The sequence below is a fragment of the Paucibacter aquatile genome, from assembly GCF_002885975.1.
Lineage (GTDB): Bacteria > Pseudomonadota > Gammaproteobacteria > Burkholderiales > Burkholderiaceae_C > Paucibacter_A > Paucibacter_A aquatilis.
On the sequence record NZ_POSP01000003.1, the window covers coordinates 1,869,883 to 1,886,858 of the forward strand.

Here is a 16,976-nt window from a genome sequence, read left to right on the forward strand (position 1 = left end):
TCCCAACATGCCCACCTCCTCGAACCGCAAGCACCGCCTTCTGATCCAGGCCCTGACCCTCAGTGCCGCGGCCGCCTTCGCCAGCGGCGCACAGGCCGATGCGCCCAGCTACACCATCGTCGACCTCGGCGTCATCGGCAATGGCGAGTTCTCGCAAGCCTTTGGCAGCTCGCGCAACGGCAGCTTTGTGGTCGGCCGCTCGTCCGACAGCCAGGACCAGGCCTATCGCTGGAGCGCTCAGGGCGGCATGCAGGCGCTGGGCAATATCGACGGCCGCCAGTTCGCCACCGCTCACGGTGTCAACAACGCCGGCCTCACGGTCGGCGTGTCGGCCGCCACCTGGTTCGGCACCGCCCCCCTGCCGGTGATGTGGAACCCGAACGGCAGCGTCACAGCCCTGGCCCTGCCCGAGGGCTATGGCTGGGGTGCCGCGAACGCCGTCAACAACAGCGGCCTCATCGTCGGCCGCGCCGGCTCGCAGGACGGCGACCGCGCCGTGCTCTTCAATGCCGCCACCGGCAGCAGCCAGATCATCAACGCCACCACGGCCAACGGCAGTTTCATGACCGAGGCCTTTGGCGTCAACGACGCCGGCCTGGTGGTGGGCATCGGCACCGATCCCAGCGATCTCGCTCTCATCGTCGGCATGGTCTACAACTCGGCCACCGGCGAGATGAGCAGCCTCGGCGCCCTGCCCGGCCATAACTCGGCCATCAATTTCGGCGTCAGCAACAACGGCTCTGTGGTCGGCTCCAGCAGCATCTACAGCAGCGAGAGCAGCCCCTTCATCTGGTCGGCCAGCCAAGGAATGAAAGCCATCAGCCTGCCCCCGAACACCTCCAACGGCTCGGGCAGCGGCGTCAACGACAAAGGCTGGGTGGTCGGCAACGCCGGCGGCGAGTTCTCCATCCCTTTTCTCTACGCCGACGGCAACACCTACACCCTCCAAAGCCTGCTGCCCGCCGGCAGCGACTGGGACTTCAGCACCAACACCAGCGCCTCCGCCATGGCCATCGCCGACAACGGCAGCATCATCGGCACAGCCGTCCACAACGGCCAGGTCCATGCCTACCAAATGACCCTGGTGTCCAGCGTGCCGGAGCCGGAGAGCTGGGTGCTGACCTTGGGCGGCCTCGGCTGGCTGGGCGTCCTCAGCCGCCGCCGTGCCAAGGCCACTCCGACAAACTCACCTCAGCGCTGACCCACTCCGGGCCCTCAGAGTTCCCGATTCCTCATCTCGCACGGCTTCACGCCTTGCCTTCACGCCCGCAACTGCGGGCTTTTTCGCGAAAGGGAGATTGCAATAAACATCCAGCCACCCCTGACCCGGTGATTCCTGAAAAAGTGAGGCAAAGAGTGCGGCAAACGGCGGCAAACCTCGACCGCGCACCGCGAAATGGGTGTGGCTTGGATGGGATGACTGGTAGGCCGTACAGGACTTGAACCTGTGACCAAGGGATTATGAGTCCCCTGCTCTAACCAACTGAGCTAACGGCCCCCGGGGGACTTGCGACCCTTGGAGAAGATGAAAAAATCGCCGGCCTTGCACCGACGAAGCCCGCGATTGTATAGGGGGCGCCGCGGGCGAGGGCTGGGGGCCTAAGGGGCTCGTGAATCGTGAAGCAGCCTGACCCGCAGGTGTTCACCTGTTCACCCGTTCACTCAATCACCACCCACGCGGTGCGCCCCTCCCCGCCCTTTATTTCTGCGACAGCGCCTGACTCACCATCCGCGAGGTGATGTCCACGATCTGGATCATGCGGTCGTAGGCCATGCGGGTGGGGCCGATGACGCCCAGGGTGCCGACGACCTGGCCATTGACTTCGTAGGGCGAGGAGACGATGGAGAGTTCCTCGAAGGGCACGACCTGGCTCTCACCGCCGATGTAGATGCGCACGCCTTCGGCGCGGCTGGAGACGTCGAGCAGGCGCATGAGCTGCGTCTTTTGCTCGAACATATCGAACAGGCGGCGCAGGCTGCCCATATCGTTGGAGAAGTCCTGCACGGTGAGCAGATTGCGCTCGCCGGAGATGATGACGCGCTCCTGCTCGTCGGCCATGGCTTCGCTGCCCACCTGGACCGCTGCGCTCATCAGGCCGGAGATTTCGCTGCGCAGCTGGTCCACCTCGCTCTTGAGGCGCTCGCGCACGGCCTCGAGGCTCAGGCCGGCGTAGCTGGCGTTGAGGCGGTTGCTGGCCTCGGCCAGCTCGGCCTGGCTGTGGTCTTGGGCGGTGAAGATGACGCGGTTCTGCACATCGCCATCGGGCGAGACCATGATGACCAGCACGCGGCGCTCGCCCAGGCGCAGGAACTCGATGTGGTGAAAAACGCTGGGCTTGCGCGGCGCGGTGACCACGCCGACGAAATTGGACAGGCTGGACAGCAGATGCGCGGCGCTGGCGATCACGCGCTGGGGCTGGTCGGGCTGGATCTGGGCCTCGATCGGCCGGTCATCGGGCACCACCAGGCCGGGCTGGGCGGTCAGCATGGTGTCGACAAAGAGCCGGTAGCCGCGCGCCGTGGGGATGCGGCCGGCGCTGGTGTGGGGGCTGGCGATCAGGCCCAGCTCTTCCAGATCGGCCATCACATTGCGGATGGTGGCAGGACTCAGCTCCAGGCCCGAGGCTTTGGACAGGGTGCGGGAACCGACAGGTTGGCCGTCCGCGATATAGCGTTCGACCAGGGTTTTCAGCAGGGATTTGGATCGCTCGTCGAGCATGGCGGCATTGTAGGGACTGGCGCCCGCCTTCAGCGGACTGACATAGTGCTGTGGTGTAATTCTTCGCTATGGCCAAACGTTTCCAACATGTGGCAATCGTCGGCAAACACCAGGCCCGCGGCATACGCCCGATTCTGGAGGAGATTGCCGATTTTCTGATGCGGCAAGGCCTCGATGTTTCCCTCGAAAGCGAGACCGCCCTCAACACCGGCATGACGGCCTTCGAGGCCTTGACGACCGAGGAGCTGGGCTCGCGCTGCGACCTGGCCATCGTCGTCGGCGGTGACGGCACCATGCTCGGTTTCGCGCGCGAGATGGCGCCGCATGGCATCCCGCTGGTGGGCATCAACCAGGGCCGCCTGGGCTTCATCACCGACATCTCGCTGGAGAAGTTTCAGGAAGCGCTGGCGCCGATTCTGGACGGCGATTTCGAGACCGAAAAGCGCTCCATGCTGGAAGGCTCGGTCTGGCGCGATGGCGAGAGCATCTTCGACGGCCTGGCCTTGAACGATGTGGTGGTCAGCCGCGGCGCCACCGCCAGCATGGTGGAGCTGCGCATCGATGTGGGCGACGAGTTCGTGGCCAATATGCGGGCCGACGGTGTGATCGTCGCCTCGCCCACCGGCTCCACCGCCTACGCCCTCTCGGCCGGCGGCCCCATCATGCACCCCAGCATCGGCGGCTGGCTGCTGGTGCCGATCGCCTCGCACACCCTGTCCAACCGGCCCATCGTGCTGCCGGACACCGGCGAGGTGCGCATGGAGATCGTGGCCGGGCGCGATGCCAGCGTCAATTTCGATATGCAAAGCCTGGCCAGCCTGCTGCACGGCGACCGCATCACTGTGCGCCGCTCGGCCCACCAGGTCTGCTTCCTGCACCCCAAGGGCTGGAGCTATTACGCCACCCTGCGCCGCAAGCTGCGCTGGTACGAAGGGGTGAGCTGAACCATGTTGCGACGCCTGAGTCTGCGTGACTTCGTCATCGTGCCCGAGCTGGAGCTCGATTTTGGCGCCGGCTTTTCGGTGCTGACCGGCGAGACCGGAGCCGGCAAGTCCATCCTGATCGACGCGCTGCAGCTGGCCCTGGGCCAGCGCGGCGATGCCGGCGTGGTGCGCGAAGGCGCGGCGCGCGCCGAGATCTCGGCCGAGTTTGACTGCCCCGCGCACCTGAGCGGCTGGCTGGACGAAGCCGGTTTTGAATCCGAGGGCGCCAGCCTGTTGCTGCGCCGCGTGATCGACAGCCAGGGCAAGAGCCGCGCCTGGATCAATGGCAGCGCCGCCACCGTGAGCCAGCTGCGCGAGCTGGCCGACAGCCTGCTGGACATCCACGGCCAGCACGCCTGGCAAGGCCTGACCCGCCCGGCCTCGGTGCGCGAGCTGCTGGACCAGTACGCCGACCTCGACACCCGCCCCCTGGCCGCCGCATTCGCCGACTGGAAGCGCGCCAGCGAAGCGCTGGACGCCGCGCAGACGCGCCAGAACGAGCTGCTCAGCGAGCGCGAACGCCTGGCCTGGCAGATCGGCGAGATCGACCGCCTGGCCCCGGGCGCCGACGAGTGGGACGAACTCAATGCCGAGCACCAGCGGCTCTCGCATGCGCAATCGCTGCTCGACGCGGTGCGCGCCGCGCTGAACGCGCTCAGCGAAGCCGAGGACAGCACGGCCGAAGGCCTGACCGGCGACGCACTGGACCGGCTGGAAGATGTGCTCGAGTACGACGCCCGCCTGGCCCCGGCAGTGGAAGCGCTGCGTGGCGCCCAGGCCCAGATCCAGGACGCCAGCCACACCCTCAGCGCCTATCTGCACAAGGCCGATGGTGAACCCGGCCGCATGGAAGAGCTGGACGAGCGCGTCTCCGCCTGGCTGACCCTGGCCCGCCGCTACCGCCGCCCGCCGCAGGAGCTGCCGGCCCTGCATGCGCAGTGGCGCGAGGAGCTGGCCGCGCTGGACGCCGCCACCGATCTGGCCGCCCTGCAAACCAGCCTGGCCGCGGCCCGCAAGGCCTTTGATGCCGAAGCCCGCCGGGTCAGCGCGGCACGCGCGCAAGCGGCCCCGGCCCTGGCCAGCGCCGTCACCGCGGCCATGCAGCTGCTGGGCATGAACGGCGGCCAGTTCGACATCGCCTTGCTGCCGCAGGAACAGCCGCAAAGCTACGGCCAGGAGTCGGCCGAGTTCCTGGTGGCCGGCCATGCCGGCAGCGCACCGCGGCCGCTGGCCAAGGTGGCGTCGGGCGGCGAGCTCTCGCGCATCGCCCTGGCGATTGCCGTGACCACCTGCCAGAAGACAGGCACCGGCGTGAATGCCGGCGTGGGCACCTTGATCTTTGACGAAATCGACGCCGGCGTCGGCGGCGCCGTGGCCGAGACCGTAGGCCGGCTGATGAAGCAGCTGGGCCGCAGCCGCCAGGTGCTGGCCGTCACCCACCTGCCCCAGGTGGCGGCCTGTGCCGACCACCATCTGGTGGTGGCCAAGGCCTTGCGCGGCGGCCAGACCTGCAGCGATGTGCAGCCGGTGCTGGGCGAAACCCGCGTGGCCGAAATCGCGCGCATGCTGGGCGGCGAGCGCCTCTCCTCGGCCGCCCAGGCCCATGCCCAGGAGATGCTGGACCTGTCGGCCCTGGACGCTGCGAACACGAGCCCTTCTTCTCTCTCTTCCCCCTCTTCTCCTTCCGCCGGCAAGGCCAAGAAAGCACGTTCATGAGCACGACGACATCCCCCTACGATGCCGCCCAAGCCGAAGCCAGCTCGGTGGTCCTGGTGACCGGCATGTCCGGCGGCGGCAAGTCGCTGGCCATGCATGCGCTGGAAGATGCCGAGTTCTTCTGCGTGGACAACCTGCCGGCCGAGCTGCTGCTGGACTTCCTCAAGCTCGAAGCCCAGCGCGGCGAGCGCCGGGTGGCGATTGCGGTCGATGTGCGCAGCGCCGGCTCCCTGCCCCTGCTGCTGCCCCTGTTCAAGCAGCTGCGCGCCTCGGGCGTGTCCATCCGCTCGATCTTTCTGGATGCCAACACCGAGACCCTGATGCGGCGCTTCTCGGAAACGCGCCGCCCGCACCCGCTGCGCATCGACGAGACCAGCCAGTTCGGCGAGCTGGACGGCGGCGAATCGCGCACCCGCGGCGGCCACGGTGGCTCGGACAACGGCCACCGCGCCCTGCTGGAAGCCATCGAGCTGGAGCGCGAGATGCTCGCCGCCCTGCGCGTGGAATCCACCGTGCTGGACACCAGCCAGCTGCGCCCCGCCCAGCTGCGCGCCTGGGTGCGCGATCTGGTGCTGGCGCCCAGCAACAAGCTGACCCTGGTGTTCGAGTCCTTTGCCTTCAAGCACGGCGTGCCCAGCGATGCCGACTTTGTGTTCGATGTGCGCGTGCTGCCCAACCCCTATTACGACCGCGAGCTGCGGCCGCTGACCGGGCGCGACAAGCCGGTGGCCGATTTCCTGCAGGCCCAGCCCGAGGTGCAGGTGATGTTCAAGCAGATCGGCGAGTTCCTGAACCGCTGGCTGCCCAACTTTGCCGCCGATCAGCGCAGTTATCTGACCGTGGCCATCGGCTGCACCGGCGGCCAGCACCGCTCGGTCTATCTGGTCGAAACCCTGGCCCGCCTGTTCGGCAAGCATGGGCCGGTGCTCAAACGCCACCGCGAGCTGGACGCGCGCTGAGCGCCTTTGCTTTCGCCATGAAAAAAGCCCCGCATGCGGGGCTTTTGTCTATGTGAGGAGGAAGCTCAGAAGCGGTAGCTGGCCTTGAGGCTCAGGAAGCGGCCGCGCGGGTCGCCCTGGCTGTAGTCGTAGCTGCCGGTCGAGGCATCCCAGGGCAGCTTGGCATCGCTGAAGTTTTGCAGGGTCAGCGTGGCCTGCAGCTGGCGGCTGAGCTGCCAGTCCACATTCAGATCCACGGTGTTGATGGCGCGCACCCGCTCGGCGATCTCGGGTCGCGGGCGGTAGGTTTGGGTGTAGCTGCCGACGCGGTTCCAGCTCAGGGTGCTGGTCCAGTCGCCCAGGCTCCACACAGCGCTGGTGCTGCTGCGCCAGGCCGGCAGGGAGCCGAACTCGTTGCTGCCCGCGCCGTTGACGGCGGCCTCGCCTTCGGCCGGCGGCAGGGTGAACTGCAGCAGGCGGCTCAGCTGGGTCTTGAGCTTGAGGCGGCCGGCGCCGCCGAGCGCAAAGCTGCGGCTGGCCTCGATGTCAAAGCCCGAGACGCGGCGCGTGCCCTGGTTCTTGAACTGGCGGGTCAGCGAGACGATGCGACCCTGCTCGTCGCGCAGCACGCGGCCGGGCAGGCGCGCCTCGTTGGCGATGATGAAGTCGGCCGTCTCGGTGTCGATCAAGTCCTTCTGACGGATGTTGAAGTAATCGACGCTGATCTGGCTTTGCGCATCGGGCGAAAGCACCACACCGAAGTTGAAGTTATTGGCCCGCTCGGGCTTCAAGTTCGGGTTGGCGGCGGTCAGGTTGGTGACGCCGCGGGCCACGGTGGGCGAGATCGGGTCACGAGGGTCAATCACCGAGCCGTAGCTGACGCCGGTGCTCTGCGTGATCTCGGGCAACGAGGGCGCGCGGAAGCCTTGCGAGACATTGGCGCGCAGCACCAGGCTGTCCAGCGGCTGGTAGCGCAGGCTGGCCTTGGGCGAGACGGCGGAGCCGAAATCGCTGTAGCGGTCAGCGCGGGCGGCGAGGTTCAGGCTCAGGCTCTTGAGCAGGGGCACATTGAATTCCGCAAAGGCCGCGCCCACCGTGCGGCCGCCCTGGATGATGTTGATGGCCGGGCGCAGCTCGGTGCCGCTGAGCACCTGCTCCGAGGTGCGCGAATCCATGCTCTCGCGGCGCAGCTGCACACCCAGCGCGAAGCCCAGGGGGCCGGCCGGCAGGCGGGTCAGCTCGGTCGAGGCGCTGGCGTCGAGGGCGATCAGCTCGGCACTGGCCGGTCGCAGGGTGGAAATGCGCAGGGCCTGGCGCTGGGCCTCGCTGTTCAAGCTCTGGTCGGCGAAGTTGTAGCTGCCGGCCTTGAGCGCGCGCTCGAACTCATAGCGGTTGCCGAAGTTCTGCACCGTCTCGCGCAGGCGGCTGCTGGACTGGGTGAAGGAGGCCTCCCAATCCCATGGGCCGGTGGTGCCGCGGGCGCCGGTCAGCACACGCTGGAACTGCACGGCGTCTTGCTTGAAGCGGGTGCCCAGGTCGAACAAGGTGGCGTTCAGCACGGCCGAGCCGCTGGTCGGGTAGTTGGGATGGTTCTTGGGCAGGGCGACCGAGATGGTGTCCAGCGACTGGGTCTTGTCGTTCCAGGCGCGCAGGCTGCTAGAGACGGACAGGGGCGCACCGAAGATCAGGTCGGCCCGCGAGCTGCCCAGCAGCAGCTCGGCATAGGCCTCGACGTCCTCCGTCAGGCGCCAGGTCGCGCGGGCCGAGCCGTGGTAGCGCTCGGCACCGGGGATCAGGGTCTTGTAGGCCGCCGGGTTGTAGGCCAGCACGGTGCCGGTCTTGCCGGGGGTCAGGTCGCCGTAGTTGATCAGCTGCAGCGGGCCTTGCACGCCGCCGAGCTTGTTGGTGGGATCGCTGCCGAGGTAGTTGGTCGCCACCCAGGCCAGGGTGCCGCCGGGCTCGCCGCGGAAATCGTTGTCGCGCAGCCAGGCGACCTGGCTCTGGTCCAGGCGGTCGCGCTTGAGTGCGTCGAAGCTCAGCGTCAGGTTGAAGCCTTCGCGTGCCAGATCGCCGAAGCCATGGCGCAGCTCGAAGCTGCGCTCGCTCTGGCCCGTGCCCTCGGTCGAACGGCCCAGGCCCACGCGGGCCTCGGTGCCCTGGAAGTCGTCGTAGAGCACGATATTGACCACGCCGGCGATGGCGTCCGAGCCGTAGATGGACGAGGCGCCGTCCTTGAGCACATCGATGCGGCGCACGGCGGCCAGAGGCAGGCTGTTCAGATCGGTGAACACATCCTGCATGTTCTGCGCCGTGGCATAGGGCGCCACGCGCCGGCCGTTGACCAGCACCAAGGTGTTCTGCTGGCCCAAGCCACGCAGGGACAGGCCGGCCGTGCCGGCGGAGAAGCTGCCGGTGAACTGCTCGTTGAAGCTGTTGCCGCTGTTGGCGGCGATCAGGCGCAACACCTCGGGCAGGCTGGTCTTGCCGCTGGCCTTGATGTCGGCCGCGCTCAGCACCTGCACCGGGTTGGCGCCCTCGCGCTTGAGGCTGACGATGTTCGAGCCAGTGACGGTGACGCGCTCCAGGCGCTTGGCGCCCTCGGGCTCGGTGGTTTGCGAATGGGCGGTCGGCAGAAAGACCGCGGCCAGGGCGGCGGCCAGGAGAGAAGGCTTCAGAGACATGATGGGTGACGGCGAAAGGATGGAAACGAGGTGAAACCTGCGCAGCGAAAAGGAGGCAAGGCGAAGCCAAGCCAGCGACAGCGCCGATCGGTCGCTGCGCGGGGCACACGGAAAAAAAGGCGTGGTGAAGCCGTCTGCAAGGGCTGCCGGCGGGCAGCTGCAGAGCTTCAAACGGAGGGGGGGGGGTTGTGAGGCGGGCGGAGGGCGCCGCGGCTCGATCCGTCGCGTCGACGGTCAACGCAGCTCGGCCCCGCGGCCGCGGCCGGCCATCAACACATTCGGCCGATGGGGGCGAGGGCTGGACCCGGGAGGGTCATCAAATCAACAAACTGCAAAGCGAGGGATGGCATCGCGGGGGCTCTTGTTCAACTGCACGCTCTTGTTGGCGCCCCTGAAATTTAGTGGAAACCCTTACTTCACCCAAACAATAAAAACTTGTTTGCTTATGCATACCGCTTAGATACCACCTCGCGGATCGCTGGCGGCGAGCCTCAGCGCTCAGCCCAGCAGCTTCTTCAGCGGCGCCGGCAGGCCGTAGCTGGCCAGGGCCTCGCGCGCCACCCATTGCCCTTGCTGGCCGGCACGCTGCGCGGCCTCGGCACCCAGCACCGCGCGGCGCGGGTGCAGCACCCAGTCCAGATGGGTCAGCGCATGCTCGATGCGCGGCAGCACATCGGGTGTGGCGCCCAGGCTTTGCGCATGCGATTGCAGCTGCGCCTCGTCCTCGAACAAGGGCAGGCTCCAGAGCCCGGCCCAGACGCCGGTGTCCGGCCGCTGCTGCAGCAAGACCTGACCCTCATGCTCCAGCCACAGCCACCAGTTCTCGCGCCGGCTGCGCTTGAGCTTGCGGGTCTTGATCGGGAACTGGGTCGGCTCGCCCGTCTTGCGCCCGGCACACAAGCTCTCGGCCGGGCAGATCAGGCATTGCGGCGAGCGCGGCGTGCAGACCGTCGCGCCCAGATCCATCAGCCCCTGCGTGTAGGCCTCGATGCCCACCGCCGGCAGCAGGGCTTGGGCATGCTGCCAGAGCAGCTTTTCCTGCGCGCTGCTGGCCAGGTCGCCTTGGAAGGCCAGCAGGCGGCCGAGCACGCGTTTGACATTGCCGTCGAGGATGGCGATGCGCTCGCCGAAGCAGAAGGCCGCCACTGCCGCGGCGGTGGAGCGGCCGATGCCGGGCAGCTCCTGCAGCTCGGCCGCGGTCGGCGGGAAACGCCCGTCGGGCCGGGCGGCCACGGCGCGCGCGCAGGCATGGAGGTTGCGCGCCCGGCTGTAATAACCGAGGCCAGCCCAGAGCGAAAGCACCTCATCCAGCGAGGCAGCACCGAGATCGGCCACGGTCGGGAAGCGCTCGAGAAAGCGCTGGTAATAGCCCAGCACCGTCGTCACCTGGGTCTGCTGCAACATGATCTCGGACAGCCAGACGCGGTAAGGGTCGCGCGTCTTCTGCCAGGGCAGCTCGTGCCGGCCGTGTCGCTTTTGCCAGGCCACCAGGCGCTCGCCAAACTCCAGCGGCAGCACGGTCGCATCGCCGGCTGCGGTCTTCTTCGTCATCTCTTTTGGCATTGGGGACAGAAAAACGTGGAGCGGGCGCCCTGGACGATGCGGCGGATGGACGTGCCGCAGACGCGGCAAGGCTGGCCTTCACGGCCGTAGACCTGGGCCTGCATCTGGAAGCTGCCGGCCACGCCGTGCGCATCCTTGAAATCCCGCAAGGTGCTGCCGCCGGCCTCCAGCGCCTGCGCCAGCACCGCACGCACGGCGGTGGCCAGGCGCGCCGCGCGCGGGCGGCTCACTTTGCAGGCCGCCAGGCGCGGGTCGATGCCGGCCAGGAACAGGGCCTCGCAGGCGTAGATATTGCCGGCGCCGACGACGATGTCGCCGGCCAGCAAGGCCTGCTTGACCGCCACGCGCCGGCCGCTCAGACCGGCATGCAGATGGGGGCCGTCGAAGCGGGCGTCGAAAGGCTCCAGCCCCAGGCCGGCCAACAGCTTGGCGGCCGGGTCGGCCTCCAGGCCCGGCGACCAAACAACGGCGCCGAAGCGGCGCGGGTCATTCAGGCGCAGCAAGCCGCGGTCGGTTTGCAAATCAAAGTGGTCGTGCGCGCCGGCTGGCGCTGAGGCATCGGCGCTGAAGCCCAGGCTGCCCGACATGCCCAGGTGCAGCAGCAAGCCGCCCGGGGCGAGCTGCGAACTCAGCGGCAACCACAAATATTTACCTCGCCGCGTGGTGGCACCCACGCGGGCGCCAACCAGGCGCTGCGGCTCCAGGCCCAAGGGCCAGCGCAGCGGCTTGCCCAGGCGAACCGACTGCACCGTGGCGCCGCAAATGGCATCGGCAAAGCTGCGGCGGGTGACTTCGACTTCGGGGAGCTCAGGCATGGCGGCGATCATATCGGTGCAGAATGGCCGCAGCCCGCGTGTGCCTAGCCCGGGCTTTGTGATCACGCAGGAGCTTGTTGCATGCCCGAATTCGTCCGCCGCCGCCCCCAATTGAACGCCAGCCTGCTGGTGCTGCTGGCGGCCGGCCTGCTTCACGGCCTGGCAGGCGCCGCCAGTGCGCCGTCCCGTGCGCCCGAAACCCCGGCCGCGCCCAAAAGCGACGCTGCAACTGCTGCCACCATCCACAACTCCGAACTCGACGCGCCGCTGTTCTACCAGTTGCTGGTCGGCGAGCTGGAACTCAGCACCGGGCAGACCGGCGTGGCCTACCAAGTGCTGCTGGACGCCGCCCGCCGCACCAAGGACGAAGAGCTGTTCAAGCGCGTGGTCAACATCGCCCTGCAGGCTCGTGCTGGTGACCAGGCCCTGAGCGCCGCACGCGCCTGGCGCGAGAGCCTGCCGACCTCACTGGCGGCGCAGCAGATGACCATCCAACTGCTGGCCCTGCTGAACCGCCCGGCCGAGGTGGTGGAGCCGCTGCGCGCCCTGCTGGCCCTGAACCCACCCGAGCTGCGTGGCGCGGTGCTGGCCGGCCTGCCCCGCCTGTTCCAGCGCGCGCCCGAGCCCAAAAAGGTCTTGAGCGCGCTCGAGCCCCTGCTGCACAACGCCAGCCAGGCCAAGGAAACCCGCGTGGCCGCCCAGGTAGTGTTGGCGCGCCTGGCCCTTTCGGCTGGTGACAGCAAGCGGGCCCTGGAGCTGACGCAGTCGCTGAACCAGCAATTCCCGGAGGGCGATGACGCCATGCAGCTGGCCCTGGAGCTGATGCCCAACGAGCCGGCGGCCGAGGCCTTGATCCAAGCGCGGCTGCAGGCCTCGCCCGATGACACCAAGCTGCGCCTGGCCTACGGCCGCGCCCTGGCCCGCGCACAGAAGCCGTCGGACGCAGCGCGCGAGTTCCGCGCAGTCACGCTGAAGGACCCCGAGCAACTGAGCGCCTGGTTTGCCCTGGGCACGCTGGAGCTGGAGCTGCGCCAGGCCGAAGCGGCCGACCATGCCTTGCGCGAGTACCTGCGCCGCCTGGACCTCGCCGCCGCGAAAGAGGCCAAGGAACCCGGAGGCGCAGCCAAGGAGACGAGCGACAACAGCCAGGCCGAGTTCAACCAGGAGGCCCGCCAGCAATCCTGGTTGATGCTGGCCCAGGCGGCCGAGCTGCGCGGCGACCTCAAGGGCGCCGAAGCCTGGTTGATCAAGGTGGACAGCCCACAGCGCCGCTTTGAGGCCCAGTACCGCCGCGCCTCGCTGATCGCCCGACAGGGGCGCATGGCTGAGGCACGCAAGCTGCTGCAAGGCCTGCCCGAAAACACCCCCGATGCGCTGCGCGCCAAGGTCATGGCCGAATCGCAGCTGCTGCGCGACCAGCGTGAATGGAAGCAGGCCTACGAGCTGCTGGCCCGCGCCACCGAGCGCCTGCCCGAGGACGCCGATCTGGTCTACGAGCAATCGATGATGGCCGAAAAGCTGGGCCAGCTTGACGAGATGGAAGTCCTGCTCAAGCGCGTGATCGCCATCAAGCCCGATCACCACCACGCCTACAACGCCCTGGGCTACTCGCTGGCCGATCGCAACATTCGCCTCGACGAAGCGCGCGGCCTGATCGCCAAGGCCCTGAGCTTCGTGCCCTCCGAGCCCTTCATCCTGGACAGCATGGGCTGGGTGGAGTTCCGCCTGGGCAACAAGGAAGAAGCGCAGCGCCTGCTGCGGCTGGCCTTCGAGGCGCGACCCGATGCCGAGATCGCTGCCCACCTGGGCGAGGTACTCTGGGCCAGCGACAAGGCCGAGGAAGCGCGCCGCGTCTGGGCCGAAGGCCTGAAACGCGACCCCAAGAACGAAGCGCTGCTGGACACGCTCAAGCGCCTCAAGGTCAAACCATGACCTGGATGACACGCGCCCTGCCCGGCCGGCGTGCCGGCATGGCAGGGGCTCTGGCGCTGGCCCTGCTGCCGGTCTTGAGCGGCTGTGCCAGCCTGGCGCCACAGGCGCCGCCGGCTGCTCTTCTGAACGCACCCGACGCCGTCCACCTAACCGGCCGCTTGAGCGTACAGGTGACGGGTGTCAGCGGCCGACCGAGTGGCGGCAATGTCAGCTTCGACCTCAGCGGCGGCCCGACCGCAGGCCAACTGGAGCTGAGCACGCCGCTGGGCGCCCTAGTCGCCCGCGCGCGCTGGGGCGGCGGCGAAGTGAGCCTGCAAACCCCCGAAGGCGAGCGCCGCTTTGAAGATCTCGACGCCCTGACCCGCGAGATGCTGGGCGAGACCATCCCCCTGGCCGCCCTGTTCGACTGGCTGCGCGGCCAGCCCTGGCCGCAGGCCGCGCACGAGCCCCTGCCGGCGCCGCAAAGCGGCTTCGAGCAACTGGGCTGGCGCCTGGATCTGGCACGCCGCGCCGATGGTCTCATCATCGCCAGCCGCAACGGCGAGCCCAGCGTGACCCTGCGTGCACGACTGGATGCTTCGAACTGAACCCCACGAGATCCGCGCCTCAAGATCCGCACCACCCCGATTTCCCTCCCGCACCGGCCCCGGCCTTTTTCCATGCAAGCGATTTACGACGTCCCCGCCCCCGCCAAGCTCAATCTCTTCTTGCACGTGGTGGGCAAGCGGCCCGATGGCTATCACCTGCTGCAGTCCATCTTTGCCCTGATCGATTGGGCCGACACCCTGCATTTCGAGCGCCGCAGCGATGGCCGCCTGCAGCGCCACGACCAGGGCGACGCCCTGCCCGAGGACGACTTGTGCTTGCGGGCTGCGCGCGCACTGCAGCAGCAAAGCGGCTGCACGCTGGGCGCTGACATTCACATCGAGAAGCGCTTGCCCGCGGGCGCCGGCATGGGCGGCGGATCCTCCGATGCCGCCTCCACCCTGCTCGCGCTGAACCGCCTCTGGGGCCTGAACTGGCCGCTCTCGCGCCTGCTGCCGCTGGGTTTGAGCCTGGGTGCGGATGTGCCGTTTTTCCTTGGCGGCAGCCACGCTTTCGTCGAAGGCATCGGCGAAATCCTGCATCCGATCGAGCTGCCCGAAATGACGTTTGCCGTCGTGAAACCGGCCGCCAGCATCCCCACGCAGAAAATATTTTCGAGTCCCCTCTTGGCAAGGTCGAATTCTGTGGCTATAGTAGCGGGCTTTCCTGCACACAACAGCAGCGACGACAAAACGAGCAGCGACAGCCGCTCGACCGAGTCAGAAGATGCTGGCGCCGTGACAAGCGTAGTGAGCCTGGATGCTGAAGGAGTCGAGAAATTCTTGAATGGCTTCGGTCGCAATGACCTGCAAAAGCCGGCCGAGGATTTCTGCCCTGAGGTGGTTCAGGCACTCGAACTGCTGGAATCGCGATTCTGCAACAGCCGGATGACGGGTTCAGGCAGTGCGGTTTTTGCAAGAGTTGATGCTGCAACGCTCGACACTTTCAATAAGCCTGAGGGCGGGAAAAACGGGATTGACTACCGTGAAAAAAATCAGCTGATTTCGGGTTTGCCCACTCACTGGTCTGGTAGAATTTGCCGCAGTCTGAATCGCCACCCCTTGCAGGGTTGGGCTGAGTAAAGACACAAGTTATAGGGTGCTGCAGCTCTGCAGTGTCCTGTGTAGGGGAGTCGCCAAGTTGGTTAAGGCATCGGATTTTGATTCCGACATGCGAAGGTTCGAATCCTTCTTCCCCTGCCAAATTTCTTTCTCTTGAATACCCACCCGGACACGCTGGCTGGCCACGGGTCCTTGACCCAAAGGATGGCCCGTGCTGCTCAATACCGTCCTCTTCACCGGTAACGCCAATCCGGTTCTCTCCCAAGAAATCGCCACCCACCTGGGCCTCGAGCTTGGCAAGGCCGTGGTCGGTCGTTTCTCTGACGGCGAAGTCACCGTCGAAATCCAGCAAAACGTCCGCGCCCGCGATGTGTTCGTCATCCAGCCCACCTGCGCACCGACGAACGAGAACCTGATGGAACTGCTGATCATGGTCGATGCCCTGAAGCGCGCCAGCGCTCGCCGCATCACCGCCGTGATCCCCTACTTCGGTTACGCACGCCAGGATCGCCGCCCACGTTCGACCCGCGTGCCGATTTCGGCCAAGGTCGTGGCCAATCTGCTGGAAACCGTCGGTGTCGAGCGCGTCCTGACCATGGACCTGCACGCCGACCAGATCCAAGGTTTCTTCGACATCCCGGTCGACAACATCTACGCCTCGCCGGTGCTGCTGTCGGACCTGAAGGCCCGCAACTACAGCAATCTGGTCGTGGTCAGCCCCGACGTTGGCGGTGTGGTGCGTGCACGCGCCCTGGCCAAGCAGCTGGGCTGCGATCTGGCCATCATCGACAAGCGCCGTCCGGCTGCCAATGTCTCGGAAGTGATGCACGTCATCGGCGAAATCGACGGCCGCAACTGCGTGATCATGGACGACATGATCGACACCGCCGGCACCCTGGTAAAGGCCGCTGAAGTGTTGAAGGACCGCGGCGCCAAGAGCGTGTTCGCGTATTGCACCCACCCGATTCTGTCGGGCCCCGCCATCGAGCGCATTTCCAAGTCGCACCTGGACGAAGTCGTCATCAGCAACACCATCCCGCTGAACGATGCAGCCAAGGCCTGCGGCAAGATCCGCCAGCTGTCGGTCGCCTTCCTGTTCGCCGAAACCATCCGCCGCATTTCGGACGGTGAGTCGGTCACCTCGCTGTTCAGCGAGCAGAACAACAACTTCTAAGTTCTTCGGGCGACGCGGTGCAAGCTGCGGCGCCCGAATCACATGCAGTCGCCGTACGGACTGCATTTCACTGAGCAGCCTGGTCGCGGGCGCTCAACACCATGGACACCGCATGCGGTGTTCAGCCATTTGGAGTCACTATGAAATTCACCGCTTTTGATCGCAAGCTGCAGGGGACCGGAGCGAGCCGCCGCCTGCGCATTGCTGGTCGCGTTCCTGGCATCGTTTTCGGCGCTGGCGAACCCGCCAACATCGAACTGGACCACAACGCCCTGTTCCATGCCCTGAAGAAGGAAGCCTTCCACAGCACCATCCTCGAGATGGAACTGAACGGCGTGGTCACGCAAGTTCTGCTGCGCGACTTCCAGCTGCACCCCTACAAGCCGCAAGTCCTGCACGCTGACTTCCAGCGCGTGGACGGCACCACCAAGATCACCAAGAAGGTGCCGCTGCACTTCATCGGCGAAGAAAACTCGCCGGCCGTGAAGACCGACAGCTGCACGGTCAACCACGTGATCACCGAGCTGCAAATCACCTGCCTGGCCCAGCAACTGCCCGCTTTCATCGAAGTGGACCTGAGCGGCCTGACCAAGGGTCACTCGGTGCACGTGAACGACCTGAAGATCCCCGCTGGCATCAAGGTTGTGACCCACGGCAAGCCGAACCCCGTGGTCGCCACCCCGGTGGAGCCTGTGGTCGAAGTGGTGGTGGCTGCTGCCGCTCCCGCCGACGACGGCAAGGGCAAGAAGAAGGGCAAGAAGTAATCCTTCTTCCCCACGGCTTCATGCCTCACGAAAAGGCCCTGCACT

General features: G+C 66.9%; 13 protein-coding genes and 2 tRNA genes. 10 read left to right on the forward strand and 5 right to left on the reverse strand.

Annotated features, from left to right (window positions below; translation table 11 throughout):
* The first annotated feature begins 7 nt into the window (after window positions 1–7).
* The gene (locus tag C1O66_RS11265; protein ID WP_165794567.1) at window positions 8–1,201 is read left to right on the forward strand and encodes a PEP-CTERM sorting domain-containing protein; all 1,194 of its coding nucleotides are present in this window, start codon (window positions 8–10) and stop codon (window positions 1,199–1,201) included.
* A 220-nt stretch (window positions 1,202–1,421) separates the two neighbouring features.
* Here C1O66_RS11265 and C1O66_RS11270 read toward each other — a convergent pair.
* Together C1O66_RS11270 and hrcA are read right to left on the reverse strand one after the other, a co-directional pair.
* Window positions 1,422–1,498: transfer RNA gene (locus C1O66_RS11270), tRNA-Ile, on the reverse strand.
* A gap of 201 nt (window positions 1,499–1,699) precedes the next feature.
* A complete protein-coding gene (gene hrcA, locus C1O66_RS11275) occupies window positions 1,700–2,719 on the reverse strand; it encodes a heat-inducible transcriptional repressor HrcA (protein WP_102767963.1) in 1,020 nt (339 codons plus the stop codon).
* A gap of 68 nt (window positions 2,720–2,787) precedes the next feature.
* On the opposite strand from hrcA, the gene C1O66_RS11280 reads away from it, so the two are divergent.
* The 3 genes from C1O66_RS11280 to rapZ are packed head-to-tail and all read left to right on the forward strand — an operon-like array spanning window position 2,788 to window position 6,377.
* The gene (locus tag C1O66_RS11280) at window positions 2,788–3,663 is read left to right on the forward strand and encodes an NAD kinase (protein ID WP_102767964.1); all 876 of its coding nucleotides are present in this window, start codon (window positions 2,788–2,790) and stop codon (window positions 3,661–3,663) included.
* Window positions 3,664–3,666: 3 nt separating this feature from the next.
* Complete coding sequence (gene recN / locus C1O66_RS11285; RefSeq protein ID WP_102767965.1) at window positions 3,667–5,418, forward strand: DNA repair protein RecN; 1,752 nt, start codon at window positions 3,667–3,669, stop codon at window positions 5,416–5,418.
* Window positions 5,415–6,377 (forward strand): RNase adapter RapZ, encoded by a 963-nt coding sequence (gene rapZ, locus C1O66_RS11290; protein ID WP_102767966.1) that lies wholly within the window; start codon window positions 5,415–5,417, stop codon window positions 6,375–6,377. The genes recN and rapZ overlap by 4 nt, the downstream gene beginning before the upstream one ends.
* Window positions 6,378–6,442: 65 nt before the next feature.
* On the opposite strand, the gene C1O66_RS11295 is transcribed toward rapZ, so the two are convergent.
* The 3 genes from C1O66_RS11295 to mutM form a co-directional block, all read right to left on the reverse strand.
* On the reverse strand, window positions 6,443–9,037 hold the full coding sequence (locus C1O66_RS11295) for a TonB-dependent receptor plug domain-containing protein (protein ID WP_102767967.1): 2,595 nt from the start codon (window positions 9,035–9,037) through the stop codon (window positions 6,443–6,445).
* A gap of 498 nt (window positions 9,038–9,535) precedes the next feature.
* Entirely contained in the window at window positions 9,536–10,588 is a 1,053-nt protein-coding gene (mutY, locus tag C1O66_RS11300; protein WP_102767968.1) for an A/G-specific adenine glycosylase, read from the reverse strand.
* Window positions 10,585–11,415, reverse strand: coding sequence for a bifunctional DNA-formamidopyrimidine glycosylase/DNA-(apurinic or apyrimidinic site) lyase (gene mutM / locus C1O66_RS11305; protein ID WP_102769605.1), 831 nt, complete (start codon window positions 11,413–11,415; stop codon window positions 10,585–10,587). Before mutM ends, mutY begins: the two co-directional genes overlap by 4 nt.
* Window positions 11,416–11,496: 81 nt before the next feature.
* Between mutM and C1O66_RS11310 the strand changes: the two genes are divergently transcribed.
* From C1O66_RS11310 to C1O66_RS11335, 6 genes are all read left to right on the forward strand, one after another.
* Window positions 11,497–13,347 (forward strand): tetratricopeptide repeat protein, encoded by a 1,851-nt coding sequence (locus C1O66_RS11310; RefSeq protein WP_102767969.1) that lies wholly within the window; start codon window positions 11,497–11,499, stop codon window positions 13,345–13,347.
* The gene (locus C1O66_RS11315) at window positions 13,344–13,934 is read left to right on the forward strand and encodes an outer membrane lipoprotein LolB (RefSeq protein WP_102767970.1); all 591 of its coding nucleotides are present in this window, start codon (window positions 13,344–13,346) and stop codon (window positions 13,932–13,934) included. Before C1O66_RS11310 ends, C1O66_RS11315 begins: the two co-directional genes overlap by 4 nt.
* A 72-nt stretch (window positions 13,935–14,006) precedes the next feature.
* Window positions 14,007–15,014: a 4-(cytidine 5'-diphospho)-2-C-methyl-D-erythritol kinase gene (gene ispE / locus C1O66_RS11320; RefSeq protein WP_102767971.1), complete on the forward strand. Its 1,008-nt coding sequence runs from the start codon at window positions 14,007–14,009 to the stop codon at window positions 15,012–15,014.
* Between the two features lie 43 nt (window positions 15,015–15,057).
* Window positions 15,058–15,134, forward strand: a tRNA-Gln gene (locus C1O66_RS11325).
* 70 nt (window positions 15,135–15,204) lie between these two features.
* A complete protein-coding gene (locus C1O66_RS11330; protein WP_102767972.1) occupies window positions 15,205–16,167 on the forward strand; it encodes a ribose-phosphate pyrophosphokinase in 963 nt (320 codons plus the stop codon).
* 140 nt (window positions 16,168–16,307) lie between these two features.
* The gene (locus C1O66_RS11335) at window positions 16,308–16,931 is read left to right on the forward strand and encodes a 50S ribosomal protein L25/general stress protein Ctc (protein ID WP_102767973.1); all 624 of its coding nucleotides are present in this window, start codon (window positions 16,308–16,310) and stop codon (window positions 16,929–16,931) included.
* Window positions 16,932–16,976 lie beyond the last annotated feature (45 nt).